Origin of the sequence: Streptomyces sp. OZ13 (assembly GCF_052068155.1) — a bacterium.
In the GTDB taxonomy this organism is placed as follows: Bacteria; Actinomycetota; Actinomycetes; order Streptomycetales; family Streptomycetaceae; genus Streptomyces.
The window spans coordinates 534,080-549,046 of the sequence record NZ_JBQHCZ010000002.1 but is presented as its reverse complement, the minus strand read 5'-3'; the positions used below and the strand labels follow the sequence as shown (position 1 = coordinate 549,046).

At 71.3% G+C, this 14,967-nt stretch carries 13 protein-coding genes; 7 read left to right on the top strand and 6 right to left on the bottom strand.

Annotated elements, in window-relative coordinates:
- Nucleotides 1–69: 69 nt before the first annotated feature.
- Nucleotides 70–354, top strand: a complete 285-nt coding sequence (locus tag ACTMTU_RS06145; protein WP_441262423.1) for a hypothetical protein — start codon at nucleotides 70–72, stop codon at nucleotides 352–354.
- A 202-nt stretch (nucleotides 355–556) separates the two neighbouring features.
- Complete coding sequence (locus tag ACTMTU_RS06140) at nucleotides 557–1,447, top strand: SDR family oxidoreductase (RefSeq protein ID WP_441262422.1); 891 nt, start codon at nucleotides 557–559, stop codon at nucleotides 1,445–1,447.
- On the opposite strand, the gene ACTMTU_RS06135 is transcribed toward ACTMTU_RS06140, so the two are convergent.
- Complete coding sequence (locus ACTMTU_RS06135; RefSeq protein WP_441262421.1) at nucleotides 1,416–2,315, bottom strand: class II fructose-bisphosphate aldolase; 900 nt, start codon at nucleotides 2,313–2,315, stop codon at nucleotides 1,416–1,418. The genes ACTMTU_RS06140 and ACTMTU_RS06135 overlap by 32 nt on opposite strands.
- A 47-nt stretch (nucleotides 2,316–2,362) precedes the next feature.
- Nucleotides 2,363–3,313 (bottom strand): SIS domain-containing protein, encoded by a 951-nt coding sequence (locus tag ACTMTU_RS06130; protein WP_441262420.1) that lies wholly within the window; start codon nucleotides 3,311–3,313, stop codon nucleotides 2,363–2,365.
- 234 nt (nucleotides 3,314–3,547) lie between these two features.
- On the opposite strand from ACTMTU_RS06130, the gene ACTMTU_RS06125 reads away from it, so the two are divergent.
- On the top strand, nucleotides 3,548–4,348 hold the full coding sequence (locus tag ACTMTU_RS06125) for a DeoR/GlpR family DNA-binding transcription regulator (RefSeq protein ID WP_441262419.1): 801 nt from the start codon (nucleotides 3,548–3,550) through the stop codon (nucleotides 4,346–4,348).
- A 58-nt stretch (nucleotides 4,349–4,406) separates the two neighbouring features.
- On the opposite strand, the gene ACTMTU_RS06120 is transcribed toward ACTMTU_RS06125, so the two are convergent.
- Nucleotides 4,407–5,366, bottom strand: coding sequence for an NEW3 domain-containing protein (locus ACTMTU_RS06120; protein WP_441262418.1), 960 nt, complete (start codon nucleotides 5,364–5,366; stop codon nucleotides 4,407–4,409).
- A 73-nt stretch (nucleotides 5,367–5,439) separates the two neighbouring features.
- Nucleotides 5,440–6,876, bottom strand: a complete 1,437-nt coding sequence (locus tag ACTMTU_RS06115; protein ID WP_441262417.1) for a Gfo/Idh/MocA family protein — start codon at nucleotides 6,874–6,876, stop codon at nucleotides 5,440–5,442.
- A 459-nt stretch (nucleotides 6,877–7,335) separates the two neighbouring features.
- Between ACTMTU_RS06115 and ACTMTU_RS06110 the strand changes: the two genes are divergently transcribed.
- Nucleotides 7,336–10,332, top strand: coding sequence for a family 16 glycoside hydrolase (locus ACTMTU_RS06110; RefSeq protein WP_441262416.1), 2,997 nt, complete (start codon nucleotides 7,336–7,338; stop codon nucleotides 10,330–10,332).
- A 94-nt stretch (nucleotides 10,333–10,426) separates the two neighbouring features.
- Here ACTMTU_RS06110 and ACTMTU_RS06105 read toward each other — a convergent pair whose 3' ends face one another.
- On the bottom strand, nucleotides 10,427–11,704 hold the full coding sequence (locus tag ACTMTU_RS06105) for an amidohydrolase (protein WP_441262415.1): 1,278 nt from the start codon (nucleotides 11,702–11,704) through the stop codon (nucleotides 10,427–10,429).
- A gap of 48 nt (nucleotides 11,705–11,752) precedes the next feature.
- Complete coding sequence (locus ACTMTU_RS06100) at nucleotides 11,753–12,613, bottom strand: alpha/beta fold hydrolase (RefSeq protein ID WP_441262414.1); 861 nt, start codon at nucleotides 12,611–12,613, stop codon at nucleotides 11,753–11,755.
- Between the two features lie 46 nt (nucleotides 12,614–12,659).
- Here ACTMTU_RS06100 and ACTMTU_RS06095 point away from each other — a divergent pair, with 46 nt between their 5' ends.
- The 3 genes from ACTMTU_RS06095 to ACTMTU_RS06085 all read left to right on the top strand — a co-directional run bounded on the left by ACTMTU_RS06095 (nucleotide 12,660) and on the right by ACTMTU_RS06085 (nucleotide 14,948).
- The gene (locus ACTMTU_RS06095) at nucleotides 12,660–13,271 is read left to right on the top strand and encodes a TetR/AcrR family transcriptional regulator (protein WP_441262413.1); all 612 of its coding nucleotides are present in this window, start codon (nucleotides 12,660–12,662) and stop codon (nucleotides 13,269–13,271) included.
- A complete protein-coding gene (locus ACTMTU_RS06090) occupies nucleotides 13,268–14,209 on the top strand; it encodes a carbohydrate kinase family protein (RefSeq protein ID WP_441262412.1) in 942 nt (313 codons plus the stop codon). The genes ACTMTU_RS06095 and ACTMTU_RS06090 overlap by 4 nt, the downstream gene beginning before the upstream one ends.
- Nucleotides 14,210–14,387: 178 nt before the next feature.
- Nucleotides 14,388–14,948 (top strand): hemerythrin domain-containing protein, encoded by a 561-nt coding sequence (locus tag ACTMTU_RS06085; protein WP_441262411.1) that lies wholly within the window; start codon nucleotides 14,388–14,390, stop codon nucleotides 14,946–14,948.
- Nucleotides 14,949–14,967 lie beyond the last annotated feature (19 nt).

The window sequence follows — 14,967 nt, the reverse complement described above, 5'->3', positions numbered from 1 at the left end:
CCGTCGTCCGGGAGCGGGGGCGAGAGATCTGCCTGGCGGTTGTCCGCTCCCCGGTGCGGAGCCGGTGCCATGACAGCGGGTCCCGCGGGCGCCGTCGCGATGGTGGTCGCGCTGCTGCTGCCCGTTCTGCTCCTCGGGCTGGTGCTCGCACTGGACCGCTACGAGGAGCGGCTGTTCCCGCCCCGGGTCCCACAGCCCCACGCCCCGCAACCCGCCCCCCGCCCGGGTGGCCGGCACGCGAGGCGCGGCCGGGCCCGCGAACGGCGCCGGACTGCAAGTCCCCCGCCCTCGCCCGGGCCGCCTCCGCCGCGGACGGTCCCCGCCGGCACCGGCCCGCCCCTGGCCAGGCCATGACGAGCTGATCCGGCCTTCCCGTACCGGGTGTGGCGAACGCCTGCGCTTTCCGGGCGCGCACCCTGCGCGACTCACCGCGGACACGGACGCCGGGCGGACCGAACAGCGATACTTTGCCCCGTTTGCGGGCATTCCCGCGGCACCGGAGGGTAGGCGGGGTAGCCCGCCGAGGCACACATCCGCAGCAAGGGAGGAGTCGGCCGTGCCCGAGGAGAACCAGGAGGCCAGGGATCCGGGGGCCAAGCACCCGGAGCCGGAGTTCCCGAAGCAGGAACAGCAGCACCCGGGCTGGACGGGTCCGATGGACCCCCCGCCGGATCACGGCGAGGAGAGCTATCGCGGCAGCGGTCTGCTGCGTGATCTGAAGGCCGTGCTGACGGGCGGCGACTCGGGCATCGGCCGCGCGGTGGCGCTCGCCTTCGCGCGTGAGGGCGCCGATGTGCTGTTCACCCATCTCCCGGAGGAGACCGAGGAGGCGGAGGCGACACGGCGGCTGATCGTGGACGCGGGTCGCAAGGCGGTGCCGGTCCCGTGCGACATCCGCGAGGAAGAGCAGTGCCGGCGGCTCGTCGACCGAGCGGTGGCCGAGTTCGGGCACATCGACATCCTGGTCAACAACGCCGCCTACCAGATGTCGCAGCCGGAAGGCATCGGCGCGATCACGACGGAACAGTTCGACCGCGTCATGCGCACCAACCTCTACGGCATGTTCTGGGTGTCGAAGATGTCCCTGCCCCACATGCCCCGGGGCGGCTGCGTCATCAACTCCACGTCGGTACAGGCCTACAAACCGAGCCCGCACCTGCTCGACTACGCGATGACGAAGGGCGCGATCGTCACCTTCACCCAGGGCCTGGCGCAGATGGTGGCGTCCGACGGGATCCGCGTCAACGCGGTGGCGCCGGGGCCGGTCTGGACGCCGCTCATCCCCGCGACCATGCCGGACACCGCCGAGTTCGGCAAGAAGTCGCTGTTCGGCCGGCCCGCCCAGCCTGCGGAGATGGCGCCCGCCTACGTGTTCCTCGCCTCCCCGCAGGCCGGTTACATCACGGCCGAGATCGTCAACGCGACGGGCGGGACGCCCCTGCCGTGACCGCCGCTCCCGTCGCCGTGTGCCCGCCGGAGCGCTCCCCGTGCAGGACGGCCAGCAGCCCGGCCACGGCCGTGGCCACGGCGTCCCGGGCGGGGCCGAGGTACTTGCGGGGGTCGGCCGTCTCCGGGTGGGCGTCGAGGTAGGCGCGGGCCGCGTCGGTGAACGCCTTGTTGAGGTGGGTGGAGACGTTGACCTTCGTCATGCCGGCCGCGACGGCCTTGGTGAGTCCTTCGTCCCCGACGCCGGACGAGCCGTGCAGGACCAGCGGGACGCTCACGCTGTCCCGGAGCAGGGTGATCAGCGCGAAGTCGAGGACCGCGTCCCGGGTGAGCATGGCGTGCGAGCTGCCGACGGCCACCGCGAGGGCGTCGACGGCGGTGGCGGCGACGAACGCGCGCGCCTCGGCGGGGTCGGTGCGCACGCCGGGCGCGTGCGCACCGTCCTTGCCGCCGACCTCGCCCAGTTCCGCCTCCACCCAGACGTTCCGAGCGTGGCAGTGGGCGGTGATCTCCGCCGTCGCGGCCACGTTCTCGTCGTAGGGCAGCTTCGACGCGTCGAACATGACGGAGGTGAACCCGAGTTCGACGGCCTGGTGCACGAGGTCCCGCGATTCCGCGTGGTCGAGGTGGACGGCGACGGGGGCGCGCGACGCACGGGCGACGGCGAGGGTCGCGAGCGCGATCGGTTCCAGCGCCCCGTGGTAGCGGGCGGTGTTCTCGCTGATCTGGAGGATCACGGGCCGGCCGGCGGCCTCCGCGCCGGCGACGATGGCCTCCGCGTGTTCGAGCTGCACGACGTTGAACGCTCCGACGCCCACGCCGCCTTGGACAGCGGAGCGGACGATGTCCTCAGTGGGCGTGAGCGGCATGGACTTCCTCCACGGTGACGGTCGTACGGGAGCGGCGGTCGCGCGCCTCAGGCATGGCTGTTCTCGAGGACGACGGACCGGGTGAGGTTGCGGGGCCGGTCGGGGTTGTGGCCGCGCGCTTCGGCGAGCGCGACCGCGAGGCGCTGGGCGCGCACGAGATCGGCGAGCGGGTCCAGGCCCGGGGCGCTGTCCGAGGAGCCGGCGACGAGTGTGCCGCCGACCCGTGCGACATCGTCCGCGAGACCGTGCGGGAGCCGGCCGAAGGCCCATGCCACGCGCCCGGGGCCGGTGATGCTGATCGGCCCGTGCCGGTACTCCATCGCCGGGTAGGCCTCGGTCCAGGCGCCGGCCGCCTCACGCATCTTCAGCCCGGCCTCGAGCGCCAGGCCGTAGGTCCAGCCGGTGCCGAGGAAGGTGAACTGCTCGGCGGCACACACCTCGGGGTCGAGGGGCTCGAGAACGGCCCGCTCGGCGTCCTCGATCGCCCGGTCGAGGGGGCGTACGCCCTCGGGCAGCGCGTCCTCCGCCTCCAGATGGGCGCGCAGCAGCGCCAGGTTGGCGGTGGCGAACCTGGTCTGGACGACGGACTCCTCGTCGGCGAAGTCCAGGACCGCGACCGCGTCGGCCGCCTGCATGACGGGCGTCGTGGGGTCGGCGGTGATCGCCCCGCTGGGCACGGTGCCCTTCACCCGCCGCAGCAGATCCAGCACCTCGGTCGTGGTGCCCGACCTGGTGATGGCGAGGACGCGGTCGTAGCGGCGGCCGTGCGGGAACTCGGAGGCCGCGAAGGCGTCCGTCTCGCCGTGGCCACCGCTCTCACGCAGCACGGCGTAGGACTGGGCCATGAACCAGGAGGTTCCGCAGCCGATGACCGCGACGCGCTCGCCCCGGCGGGGCAGGGCGGCGGCATGTCGCGGGAGCGACCGGGCCGCCTGGCGCCAGACGTCGGGCTGCGAGGCGATCTCGGCCGAGGTACGGGAGGAACCGTGGGGTGACAAGGGACGAACTCCTTCGTGAGGGGTGGCGGGAGGGTAGGGCCGGGGGCCCGGTACGGCCTCCCTTGCACCGACCCGGCGGCGCCTGCATGATTTTGCGCAATCAGCCGCACTATCGAGCAACTACAAGCACACGCTTGCGCAGTATCCAGCAGCATGCTCCCCTCGGGCAAGTGGCCGCTCCGCGTCCCTTAGCGTGTGGGAGCGCAGGATCCAGGCCCCGGAGGAGTCCGACACATGTCCAAGCACGAGCGGTGGAGCAGGTTGCTGGAGTTGCTGGCCGCCGAGGGCAAGCTGGAGGTCGAGGAGGCCGCGACGACGCTCGAGGTGTCGCCCGCCACCATCAGAAGGGACCTCGACGAGCTCGCCGAGCAGCAGATGCTCGTGCGCACCCGGGGCGGCGCCGTCGCGCACGGTGTCTCCTACGAGCTTCCCCTGCGCTACAAGCAGTCCCGGCACGCCTCCGAGAAGCAGCGCATCGCCGCGGCCGTCGCGGAGCTGATCGGCGAGGGTGATGTCGTGGGCCTCAACGGGGGCACGACCACGACCGAGGTGGCGCGGGCCCTGGCGCTCCGGGCCGCAGGCGGCGGGCGGCGGGAGCCCTCCGACATGACCGCGCCCTCGCTGACCGTCGTCACCAACGCCCTCAACATCGCGGGCGAGCTCGCCGTACGCCCCCAGATCAAGATCGTCGTCACCGGGGGTGTCGCCCGTCCGCAGACCTACGAGCTCGTCGGCCCGCTGACCGTGGGCGTGCTGAACGAGGTCGTCCTGGACGTGGCCGTCCTCGGGGTCGACGGGGTGGATCCCCGGCTGGGGCTGATGACGCATCAGGAGGACGAGGCGAGCATCAGCCGGCTGTTCGCGGAGCGGGCGCGCCGGGTCGTGGTGGTGACCGACTCGTCCAAGATGGGCCGGCGTGCATTCGCGAGGATCTGCGGCCTGGATCGCGTCGACGTGCTGGTGACGGACTCGGCGCTGCCGTCCGAGATGGCGGCCCGGCTCAGTGAGGCGGGCATCAAGGTCCACGCCGTCTGAGCACGCGTTCCCCGGGCCCGCGTGCTCCGCGGCGGGCCCGGGGGTCACGGCCGGGTTCTCAGGGAGCGACGGCCATGTCGAACACGTGGATGTTCCCGTTGCCGGGCAGGACCACGAAGTCGACATCCTTGGCCGCGTCGAGCGGGATCGAGTGGGCGAAGATGCGGTAGGCGATCCCCGCGTTCCCGTACCCGCTCTGCCGGTTGCGGCCGTCGGAGGACGCGACCAGCGTCGCGCCGTGGGCGTTCGCCGGGTCGAACGACCAGTTGGGGAAGCCGAACGAGCCGGTGCCGGTGCTGCCGTCCTTGTAGTAGACGGTGGCCGTTCCGGTCGCGCCGCTGCCGACACCGGAGCCGAGGAAGACGAGCTTGCTGCCCCGGCCGCTCAGGGTGACGGCCTGGCCGGCGCTGGAGACGTTGCCCTTGGTCCCCGCGGGCGCCTCCGGCCAGGTCAGTTCGGCGCCCAGCGCCCGTACCGTGGCGCCCGGGGTCAGGCCGACGTCGGCGAGTTTCTGCGCGGAGAAGCTGTTGCCGCCGCCGTCGTAGTTGCCGGGCGTGGTGTTGCTCTCGTCGGTGACGCCGACGTTGTTGTAGGCGTCCGCGAGGTCCGCCAGCGGTGTGCCGCTGCGCTGGGAGCGGGTCGCCGTCGCCGTTCCGGCTCCGTCGCCGCCCTTGTAGGTCGCCGTGGCGGTGAAGGTCCGCACCGTGAATCCGGGCCGCGGCTCCGGCACCTGGATGCGGAACTCGGCGGCGGCCGTGGCGCCGGCGGCGAAGGTGCCGTCCACGCTGTGGACCGACGGCTGGACCGCCCAGCCCACCGGCCCGGCGAACGACACCTTCAAGGAACGCATGCGGTCGGGTCCGGCGTTCTTGACGGTCACCCTCACCGTCGAGACGGCCGGGCCCGCGAGGTCGACGGGCGCTATCGTCACCTCTGTCCGTGCGGGAGCCGGCGCGGGCTCCGATGCGGCGGCGGCCGCGGCGGGCGCGGGAACGAGCAGTGCCGCCGCCACCGCCATGGCTCTGAGAGAAGTTGTCCGTCCGGCTGATCTCACTGTCTGCTCCTTCTGTCGGTCCGCCCGAGCGGTGAACTCAGGCGACGGGGGGCATCTCGGAGGTACGGGAGTCCAGACCTGTGCGGAGATTCACCCAGGAGCCCCGGGTGAAGTCGGGGACCTCGACCGGACGGCCGCCGGCTGCCAGCGACTTGACGCTGAGCGGTACCGGAGCGCACCAGGCGGCGGAGTCGTAGACGTCGATGTCGGGGACCAGTCCCGCCCGCATCAGCTGGACGGTGCGCCACTGCAGGACGTAGTCCATGCCGCCGTGGCCGCCGTTGTTCGCGGCGTCGTCGCCGATCTTCTTCCAGAGCCAGTGGTCGAACTCCTTGCGGTAGGTGTCGAAGTCGCGCCAGGAGTGCCCGCTGTGGTCGGGCTCGACGTAGATGCGTCCGCCGGTCGTCGAGGTGCCCGCGTAGTCCTCGAAGATGCCCCGGCTGCCGGCGAGGGAGTTGATGCGGCTGTACGGACGGGGTGAGCTGACGTCGTGCTCGGCTCTGATGACCCGGCCCTTGGCCGTGTCGATCAGGCAGGTGACCAGGTCTCCGTTGATGTAGGTCTCCTGCCACGACGGGTGCGAGCGCGGGACGAAGCGCTCCCGGTAGTCGGCGAGGCCCTTGGGTTCGGTCGCGGTGGCGCGCAGCACCGTCATGCGGTCCCCGCGGTTGATGTCCATGGCCGCGGCGACCGGCGCCAGACCGTGCATCGCGTAGAAGGAGGCGGTGCTGCGCGTGTGCCAGAGGCGGCGCCAGGCGTCGGTGTAGTAGGTGTCGGAGAAGAGCAGGGCCCGCAGGTCGTGCAGGTAGCCGCCGTGCCCGTTGGTGACGTCGCCGAAGAGGCCCTCGTGCGCCATCTTCAGCATGGCCAGTTCGTTGCGGCCGTAGCTGCAGTTCTCGGAGAGGATCAGGTGCCTGCGGGTCCGTTCGGAGGTGTCGACGAGGTCCCAGAGCTCGTCCAGTCCGGTGGCGATGGGCAGTTCCACGATGACGTGCTTGCCTGCCAGCAGCGCGGCCCTGCCCTGCTGGTAGTGGAACTCCCAGGGCGTGGCGATGTAGACGAGGTCGATGTCGTCGCGTTCCAGCATCCGGGCGAACGACTCGTCCGAGCCGCTGTACTCGGCGGGACGGGGCTTGCCCGTGGCGACCAGCCGGTCGGCGGTGCGCTTGGCGCGCTCGGCACGGATGTCGCAGACGGCGGTGACGGTGCAGCCGGGGACGACGGACCAGCCCTCGCTCATCCCGTGGCCCCGGTTGCCGAGTCCGATCACTCCGACCCGGACGGTCCGGTAGGGCTCGAAGGCGACGTCGATCATCGACTTCTGGCCCGGCCTGCGCCGCGGTGCGGCGTCGACGGCGGTGGCGGCCTCGATGACAGGGGCGGCCTGTGCGGAGCCGACACCGGCCGCGAGTGCGCCGGTGGCGAGGGCTCCTCCCAGGAGCAAGCGGCGTGAGACTGCGGGAATTTCGGGCATATGGAACGCTCCTCGGTCCGCGATCGGCATCACTGGCGGGGAAGACTCTGGCGGGGTCGACAGTCGGGTGTCAATGGATGTTCGTAAGCGCGCCGTTACGAACAAGAACAAGCATCGAACCGGCCTCGGCGCAAGAAGTGACAACTCGTCAACTTTGTTCGCTCGGACCGCCGAGTCGAGCCGACATGCCGTCACTTCACCTGTGCGACGGCGAAGTTTGTTCTCAGTGATGACGAAGTATGGACACCGTCAACAAAAGACTCCTAGGGTTTGCGGCGCACTCCTGGGAGCTCTCGGCTCTCTGCACTGCGCTCATCCCTACCGCGTTCCTCTGCACTGCTCTCATCCGAACCGCGTTCATTCGAACCTCCGGATCAGCATCGGCCGATCGCGCCGCGCGTTGTGGTCCACGTTCACCACCGTTACGTGCTCCCGCCGCCAGGGAGCCCGGGAGGATGCATGAATCCACGGCTGCACCAACGACTTCGCAGACGGGTGACCGGCCTGGTCGCCGCCTCGTTCCTGGCAGGCTGCCTGATGTCGCCGCCGGCCTCCGCAGCGGCCGGAGCCGCGGAGGACCTGCCGCCGCAGGAACCCGGCGTCACACTGCGCGTCTTCGACATACAGCTCCCCATGAGCAAGATCTGCTCCATCAAGCCGGGACAGACGCCGAACGTCGACAAGCTGATGCCGGCGATCGACTGGAGCTCCACCGACGACTTCGGCGCCGGCGACCACTTCGTGTCCCAGGTGATCGGCAACATCGACGTTCCCCAGGACGGTTCCTACACCTTCCGGCTGACCAGCGACGACGGCTCACGGCTGCTGATCGACGACAGGCCGGTCATCGACCACGACGGCCTGCACGGCGCCGAGCCCAAGGACGGCACGGTGGAGCTGACCGCAGGTCACCACGCGCTGCGGATCGACCACTTCGACCGCACCGGCGGCCAGCAGATCACGCTCGCCTGGCGGCCCCCCGGCGCCACCGGCTTCTCCGTCGTGCCGAACTCGGTCCTGAGCACCGACGCCGGTGTCGTACGCGTGACCGCGCCGGGCCGCAAGGAGTGCGAGAGCGGCGCCGACTCCCCCGGCGACGGCCTGCCGCTGACCGGGGTCCACCCCGGCTACGACCTGACCGACCTCCGGCCGGCCGGCTTCGAGCCGCAGATCACCGGCATGGACTGGCTGCCCGACGGCCGGCTCGCCGTCACCACGTGGGGCGGTACCGACAACACCACGGGCGAGGTCTACCTCCTCGGCAACGTCACCCATGACACCGGGCCGGACAAGGTGACGGTCAAGAAGGTCGCGAGCGGCCTCAAGGAACCGATGGGCATCAAGGCCGTCGACGGCAAGATCTATGTGTCGCAGAAGCACGAACTGACCGAGCTCAGCGACACCGACGGGGACGACGTCGTCGACGAACGGCGCACGGTGGCGACCTGGCCCTTCGGCGGGAACTTCCACGAGTTCGCCTTCGGTCTGCTGTACCGCAACGGCTTCTTCTACCTCAACCTGTCCGTGGCCATCAACTACGGCGGCGCGACGACCGATCCGCAGCCCGCCCGCAACCGCGGCACGACGATCAAGGTGAACGCGAAGACCGGCGAGGTGTCGTACGTCGCGGGCGGTCTGCGCACCCCGAACGGCATCGGCTGGGGCCCCGGCGGTGACATCTTCGTGACGGACAACCAGGGCGGCTGGCTGCCCGCCTCCAAGCTGGTACGGATCAAGCAGGACCGCTTCTTCAACCACTTCACGAACCCGGACGGCCCCTTCGACGCCAACCCGGTGAGCAAGCCCGTGCTGTGGCTGCCGCAGAACGAGATCGCGAACTCGCCCAGCACACCGCTCCACCTCACGAAGGGCCCCTACGCGGGGCAGCTGCTGTTCGGCGACGTCACCTACGGCGGCCTCCAGCGCGCGTTCCTGGAGAAGGTCAAGGGCCAGGACCAGGGCGCCGTGTTCCGGCACACCCAGGGACTCGAGGCCGGCGTCAACCGGATCAGCCAGGGCCCGGACGGCGCCATCTACGCCGGCGGTCTGGGCGCGGGCGGCAACTGGGGCCAGGAGGGCAAACTCACCCACGGCCTGCAGAAGCTGACACCGAACGGCGAGGACGCCTTCGACATCCTGGCGATGCGCGCCAGGTCCGACGGCTTCGAGCTGGAGTACACCCAGCCGCTCTCCCAGGCCACGGCCGACACGCTGGCCGCCCGCTACCAGGTCGCACAGTGGCGATACGTCCCCACACCGTCGTACGGCGGTCCGAAGGTGGACGAGGAGAAGCTGACCGTGCGGTCCGCCGCGCTGTCCGCCGACCGCAAGAAGGTCACCCTCGCCATCCCCGGCCTCAAGCCCGACCGGGTGGTCCATGTGCGCTCGCCCCGCCCGTTCAGCTCCGCGAGCGGCGAGGCGCTGTGGAGCACGGAGGCGTGGTACACACTGAATGCCATGCCCGGACGACAACCGAAGGTCACGCTCTACGAGGCCGAGGAGGCGCGGCTCGCGGGCGGCGCCGGCACTGACACGGAGCACGCCGGTCACTCCGGCAGCGGCTTCGTCGACGGATACGGCACCGAGGGCGCCTCGACCACCTTCGACGTGGACGTCGACGAGGCCGGCACCTACGACGTCGGTCTGCGTTACGCCAACGGGCCGCATCCCTTCACCGGTACCAAGACCGTGAGCGTGTACGTCAACGGCAGCAGGATCGGACAGTCGAAGCTGCTCAGCACCGGTGAGTGGAACAAATGGTCCACCCGGACCGAACAACTGACGCTGCGCGCCGGCGCAAACACCATCACCTACCGGTACGACAGCGGCGACACCGGCCACGTCAATCTCGACATGATCACCGTCCATCCCCACGGGAGCCGAGTCGTCCTGTTCGACGGGGCGGACCGGTCGGCCTGGCAGCAGACCGACGGCCGCACCGCGCAATGGCCTCTGACGGACGGTGCTATGGAGGTCTGCTGCGGCGACATCCGCACCAAGCAGGCGTTCGGTGACTTCAAACTGCACGCCGAGTTCTGGCTGCCCGAGCTTCCGCCGGACGTGACGGGACAGGACCGGGCCAACAGCGGTGTGTACCTCCAGGACCGCTACGAGATCCAGGTGCTCGACTCCTTCGGCGACACGACACCGAAGATCGACGGGGCGGCCGCGATCTACCAGCGGAAGCCCGCGGACGTCAACGTGGCGAAGCCGGCGGGTACTTGGCAGACGTACGACATCACCTTCCGCGCGGCGCGCTTCGACGAGGCGGGCAGGAAGACGGAGGACGCCCGCGTCACCGTGGTGTGGAACGGCACGACGGTCCATGACGACGTGGCCGTGGCGGGCACGACCGGCGGCGGAGCACCGGAAGGGCCGGCCGCGGGCCCGATCCGCCTCCAGGACCACGGGAGCAAGGTCCGCTACCGCAACATCTGGATCGAGCCCCTGACGTAGGACAGGGGGCGCAGGGCGGCGGCCGTCCCGGGTTCCGGGACGGCCGCCGCACCCGTTGTCACGGACAGGGCCCTGACGACCCGGCCGGCCCCCGCTACGGCGTCTTCGGGCCGAGCCACTGCCCGGCCGCGCCCAGCAGGGCCCGGACGCCGAGTCCGATGGTCGGGTCCTGGAGGGGCGCGTACTGCGGTGAGTGGTTGTACGCCACCCCCGGGGGCAGCCCGCCGCCGACGAGGGTCGCCGGATCGGGGTCCGGGAACAGCGCCGGATCCGCCCCGCCGAAGTGCCAGAACACGGAAGGCACCCCCATGGCGGAGCCGAACGCGCCGAAGTCCTCGCTGCCGGTGATGGGCCGAGGCAGCGTCCAGACCTGACCCGCCCCGAGCACCGACTCGAGCCCCGCGACCGCGGTGGCGGTCGCGTCGGCGTCGTTGACGGTCAGGGGGAAGCTGTTGAGGCGGGTGAACTCGGGCTCCTTCGGCGCGTCGGCAGCGAGGGCCTCCGCCCGTACGATCCGCTCGACGGCCGAGAGCACCCGGGTGCGGACGGCGGGGTCCGAGCTGCGGATGTTGATCTTCATTTCGGCGGTGTCCGGGATGATGTTCTCCTTGGTCCCGCTGTGCAGGGAACCCACCGTGACGACGGCGGCCTGGTTCGCCCCCACTTCACGCGACACCACCGTCTGGAGACGCATCACGACCGCCGCGGCCATCACCACCGGATCGACCGTGTTCTCCGGCGCCGAACCGTGGCCGCCCCGACCGAAGAGCCGTACGGCGAAGCTGTCGGAGGCGCTCATGACCGCGCCCGGCCTGGTCGCCGCGGTGCCCACGGGAATGGGGCCGACGTGCTGTGCGAGGCACACGTCCGGGCGAGGGAAGCGTTCGGCGAACCCGTCGTCGATCATGGCCTGCGCCCCGCTGACCTCCTCGGCCGGCTGGAACACGGCGACGACGGTGCCCCGCCAGGCGTCCCGGTGGGCGGCCAGCAGAGCCGTCGCGCCGAGCAGGCAGGTGATGTGCATGTCGTGTCCGCAGGCGTGCATGACGGGTACTTCGTTGCCGTCGGCGTCGACCCCCGTGCGAGTGGACGCGTAGGGCAGGCCCGTCGCCTCCCGCACGGGCAGGCCGTCCATGTCCGCCCGGAGCAGGACGACGGGCCCGTCGGACACCCTGAGCACGCCGACCACGCCGGTACCACCGACCCCTTCGGTCACGTCCCAGCCCTGCTCCCGCAGCCACCGGGCGACGATGCCCGCTGTGCGGACCTCCTGGAAGGACAGCTCCGGATGGGCGTGGAGGTCCTGGTAGAGCTCGCGCAGGGCGGGGAGTCGTGCGTCCAGTCCGGCGAAGACGGATGGTGCCTCGGTCACGGGTGCGTCCTTTCCACGACGGGTCCTCAGACGTACGCACCCACTTTCTCAGCCGGTCGGGTCCTGTCGGCGTGGGACGGGTGACTCCTTGATGAACCGACGCAGTTCGGCGCAGAGGGCGCCGGGGTTGTCGAGCTGGACGAGGGTGCGGGCGTCCGGGATCTCGACGTACTCGCCCCGCGGCAGCAGGGCGGCGAGCCGGCGGCCGGTCTCGTGCGGCATCATGCGGTCCTCCGCGCCCCACGCGACGAGGGCGGGTCCTTGGAAGTCGCGCAGTCGCTCCGCCGCCCGCAGGTAGGTGTCCTTCCGCGTGCTGTGGAGGAAGGCGGCGAAGTCCCGCCTGATCCTCTTGTCGGTGAGCAGGGGGCCGTACCAGCGGCGGACCAGCTCGTACGGGATCGGGTGCCGGGCCATGCCGCCGAGCGAGTTGGGCAGCCGGACCAGCAGAGGCACCCGGAAGGACTGGAGCAGCAGGAAGATGCCGCCGGGTACCCGGCTCAGGAACTGCAGGGTCCTGCCCTGCACTCCGGGCGGATAGTTGTCCAGCGCCTCGCAGGAGGTGAGGACCAGCCGGTGGACGCGCTCGTCGCGCACGCCGACGAGCAGTTGGGCCGTACCGGCGTCGTTCTGGACCAGGGTGACGTCCCGAAGGTCGAGCCGTTCGAGGAACTCGGCCAGCAGGTTCGCCACGCCCTGCGCCGACAGGTCGGCGCCTGGGCGCATCGGCCGGCGGTGGCTCCCCATCGGCAGCACGGGGACCACGACCCGGAAGTCGGCACGGAGGCCGTCCACCACCGCCTGCCACACCGATTCGTCGAAGCCGAGTCCGTGCACCAGCACCACGGTCTCGCCGCTTCCGCCGGTGTCCGTGTACTCCACGACCCCGGCACTCAGTTCGATCTCATGCATCGGCATCCCCTACTGGATCGATCGATCTAGTGAGAGACTATCCGAGATGAGAACGACAGGCGACACACGAGCGCGCATCCTGGCCGCTGCCACCGAGCTCTTCCGGCGTCAGGGCTACGCGGCCACGGGCATGAAGCAGATCCTCACGACGGCGGGCGCGACCTACGGGTCCGCCTACCACTTCTATCCCGGCGGCAAGAGCGAGCTCGGCGAGGACGTGGTCCGCACGTCGGGCGCCGCCTACCTGGCGCTGATCGGCGAACTGTTCCAGGACCGGGCCGCCGACCCGGCCGAGACGACCGCGCGGGCGTTCACCGGGGCGGCGCAGACGCTGCTCGATCTCGACTACGCGGACCCGTGCCCCATCGCCACGATCGCCCTGGAGATCGCGGGCACCGACGAGGCACTGCGGGTGGCGACCGCGGAGGTGTTCGAATCGTGGACCGACGCCCTCGCCGCCTTCTACGGCTCCTTCGGCATCGTCGATTCCCGCGCGACGGCACGGTCGGTGATCGCGCTGCTCGAAGGCGCCTTCATGCTCGGCCGGTCCATGCGCTCCACCGCCCCGGTGCACGACGCGGCCCCCGCGGCGGCCGCGATCGTCCGTGCCGCCGCTGGGCCCCCGGTCGCGGGCCGGACCGAAGGGGAGGCGCTGTGATCGTCGTCGCCGGTGAGGCGCTGATCGACCTCGTGCCGCAGGCCGGTGGCGCGCTGCCGGCTCCCCTGCTGCCCGCACGCGGCGGCGGCCCCTACAACACCGCCGTCGCGCTCGGCCGGCTCGGCGCCGACGTCTCCTTCTGCTCCCGGATCTCCACCGACGCCTTCGGCGAGTCGCTCATCGGCCGGCTGCGTGAGGAGGGGGTGGACACCGCACTCGTGCAGCGCGGCCCCGAGCCCACCACGCTGGCCGTCGCGGCGATCGGCCCCGGCGGCTCCGCCGCCTACACCTTCTACGTCGAGGGCACCGCGGACCGTCTCTTCACCGTGCCGCCCGAGCTGCCCGCCGCCACGCGCGCCCTGTCGCTCGGCACCTGCTCGCTGGTCCTCGAACCGGGCGCGAGCGCGTACGAGGAGCTGATGCGACGGCAGGCGGCGCGCGGCGTCTTCGTCGCGCTCGACCCGAACGTCCGGCCCGGTCTCATCCCGGACGCGGACGCCTACCGCGCCCGGTTCAGGAGCTGGCTCCCGCACGTGTCGATGCTCAAGCTGAGCGAGGAGGACGCCGACTGGCTGGGGGCCGACTTCGGGGCCTGGCTCGCCGCGGGTCCCGCGGCGGTGGTGCTCACTCGTGGCGGGGACGGGCTCACGGTCCTCACCCGGGACGGCGGCCGGTACTCCGTCCCCGGGGAACGGGTCCGCGTGGTGGACACCATCGGGGCGGGCGACACCGTGAACGCGGCGCTCCTGCACGCCCTGTCCGAGCGGGAACTGCTCTCGCCCGGAGCGCTCGGGTCGCTGTCACCGGACCGCTGGCGCGAGGTGCTGGGATTCGCGGCCAGGGCCGCGGCGCTCACCTGCACGAAGGCCGGGGCCGAACCTCCGTACGCCCGCGAACTGCGCGCGGCGGGGACCGGCCTGCCGCCGGGGGCCTCGTGACGGTCCGACAGCTCTGAAACGGCCGCCGGGGAAACTTCCCGCCGGTGGCGGAACCCCAGGGTGTCCGACGCCTTGTGGGCGCGCCGGAGCGGGGTACCCGCGTTAGTGTCGCCGATGAGGCGCGGCAGCCACGCCCGTGGGGGGATCCTTCGCAGCAAGCGAGAGAGGACGCCAGGACATGGCACACGGCGGGAACGTCATCCAGGAACTGACGGCCGACCACCGAGAGGTCGACCAGATGTTCGCCGAGATCGAGGCCCAGGCCGCCGGAGACGCACGGCGGCGGGAGCTGGCGGACGAACTGACCAAGGAACTCGTCCGGCACTCCGTCGCCGAGGAGGAGTACCTGTATCCCGCGGTCCGCCGCTTCGTCGACGACGGCGACGACCTGGCGGACGAGGAGATCTCCGACCACGCCCAGATCGAACGCATGCTCAAGGAGCTCGAGGGCTGCCAGGCCGACGATCCCCGGTTCGACACCCTGATCACCCAGCTGAAGACCGCCGTGACCTCGCACGTCGCCGACGAGGAGAAGCGGCTGTTCCCGCTGCTCGCCGAGTCGTGCAGCGCGGACCTGCTGATGGAGCTGGGCGACAAGGTCCGCAGGGCCAAGCAGAGCGCCCCCACCCGTCCGCACCCCTCCACGCCGGACACCGCCCGGGCCAACAAGCTGCTCGCTCCCGGCATGGGCATGGTGGACCGGGTCCGCGATCTCCTCACCGGGCGCGCCACCGGCTAGGCCCGGCCCGTGCCGCGCG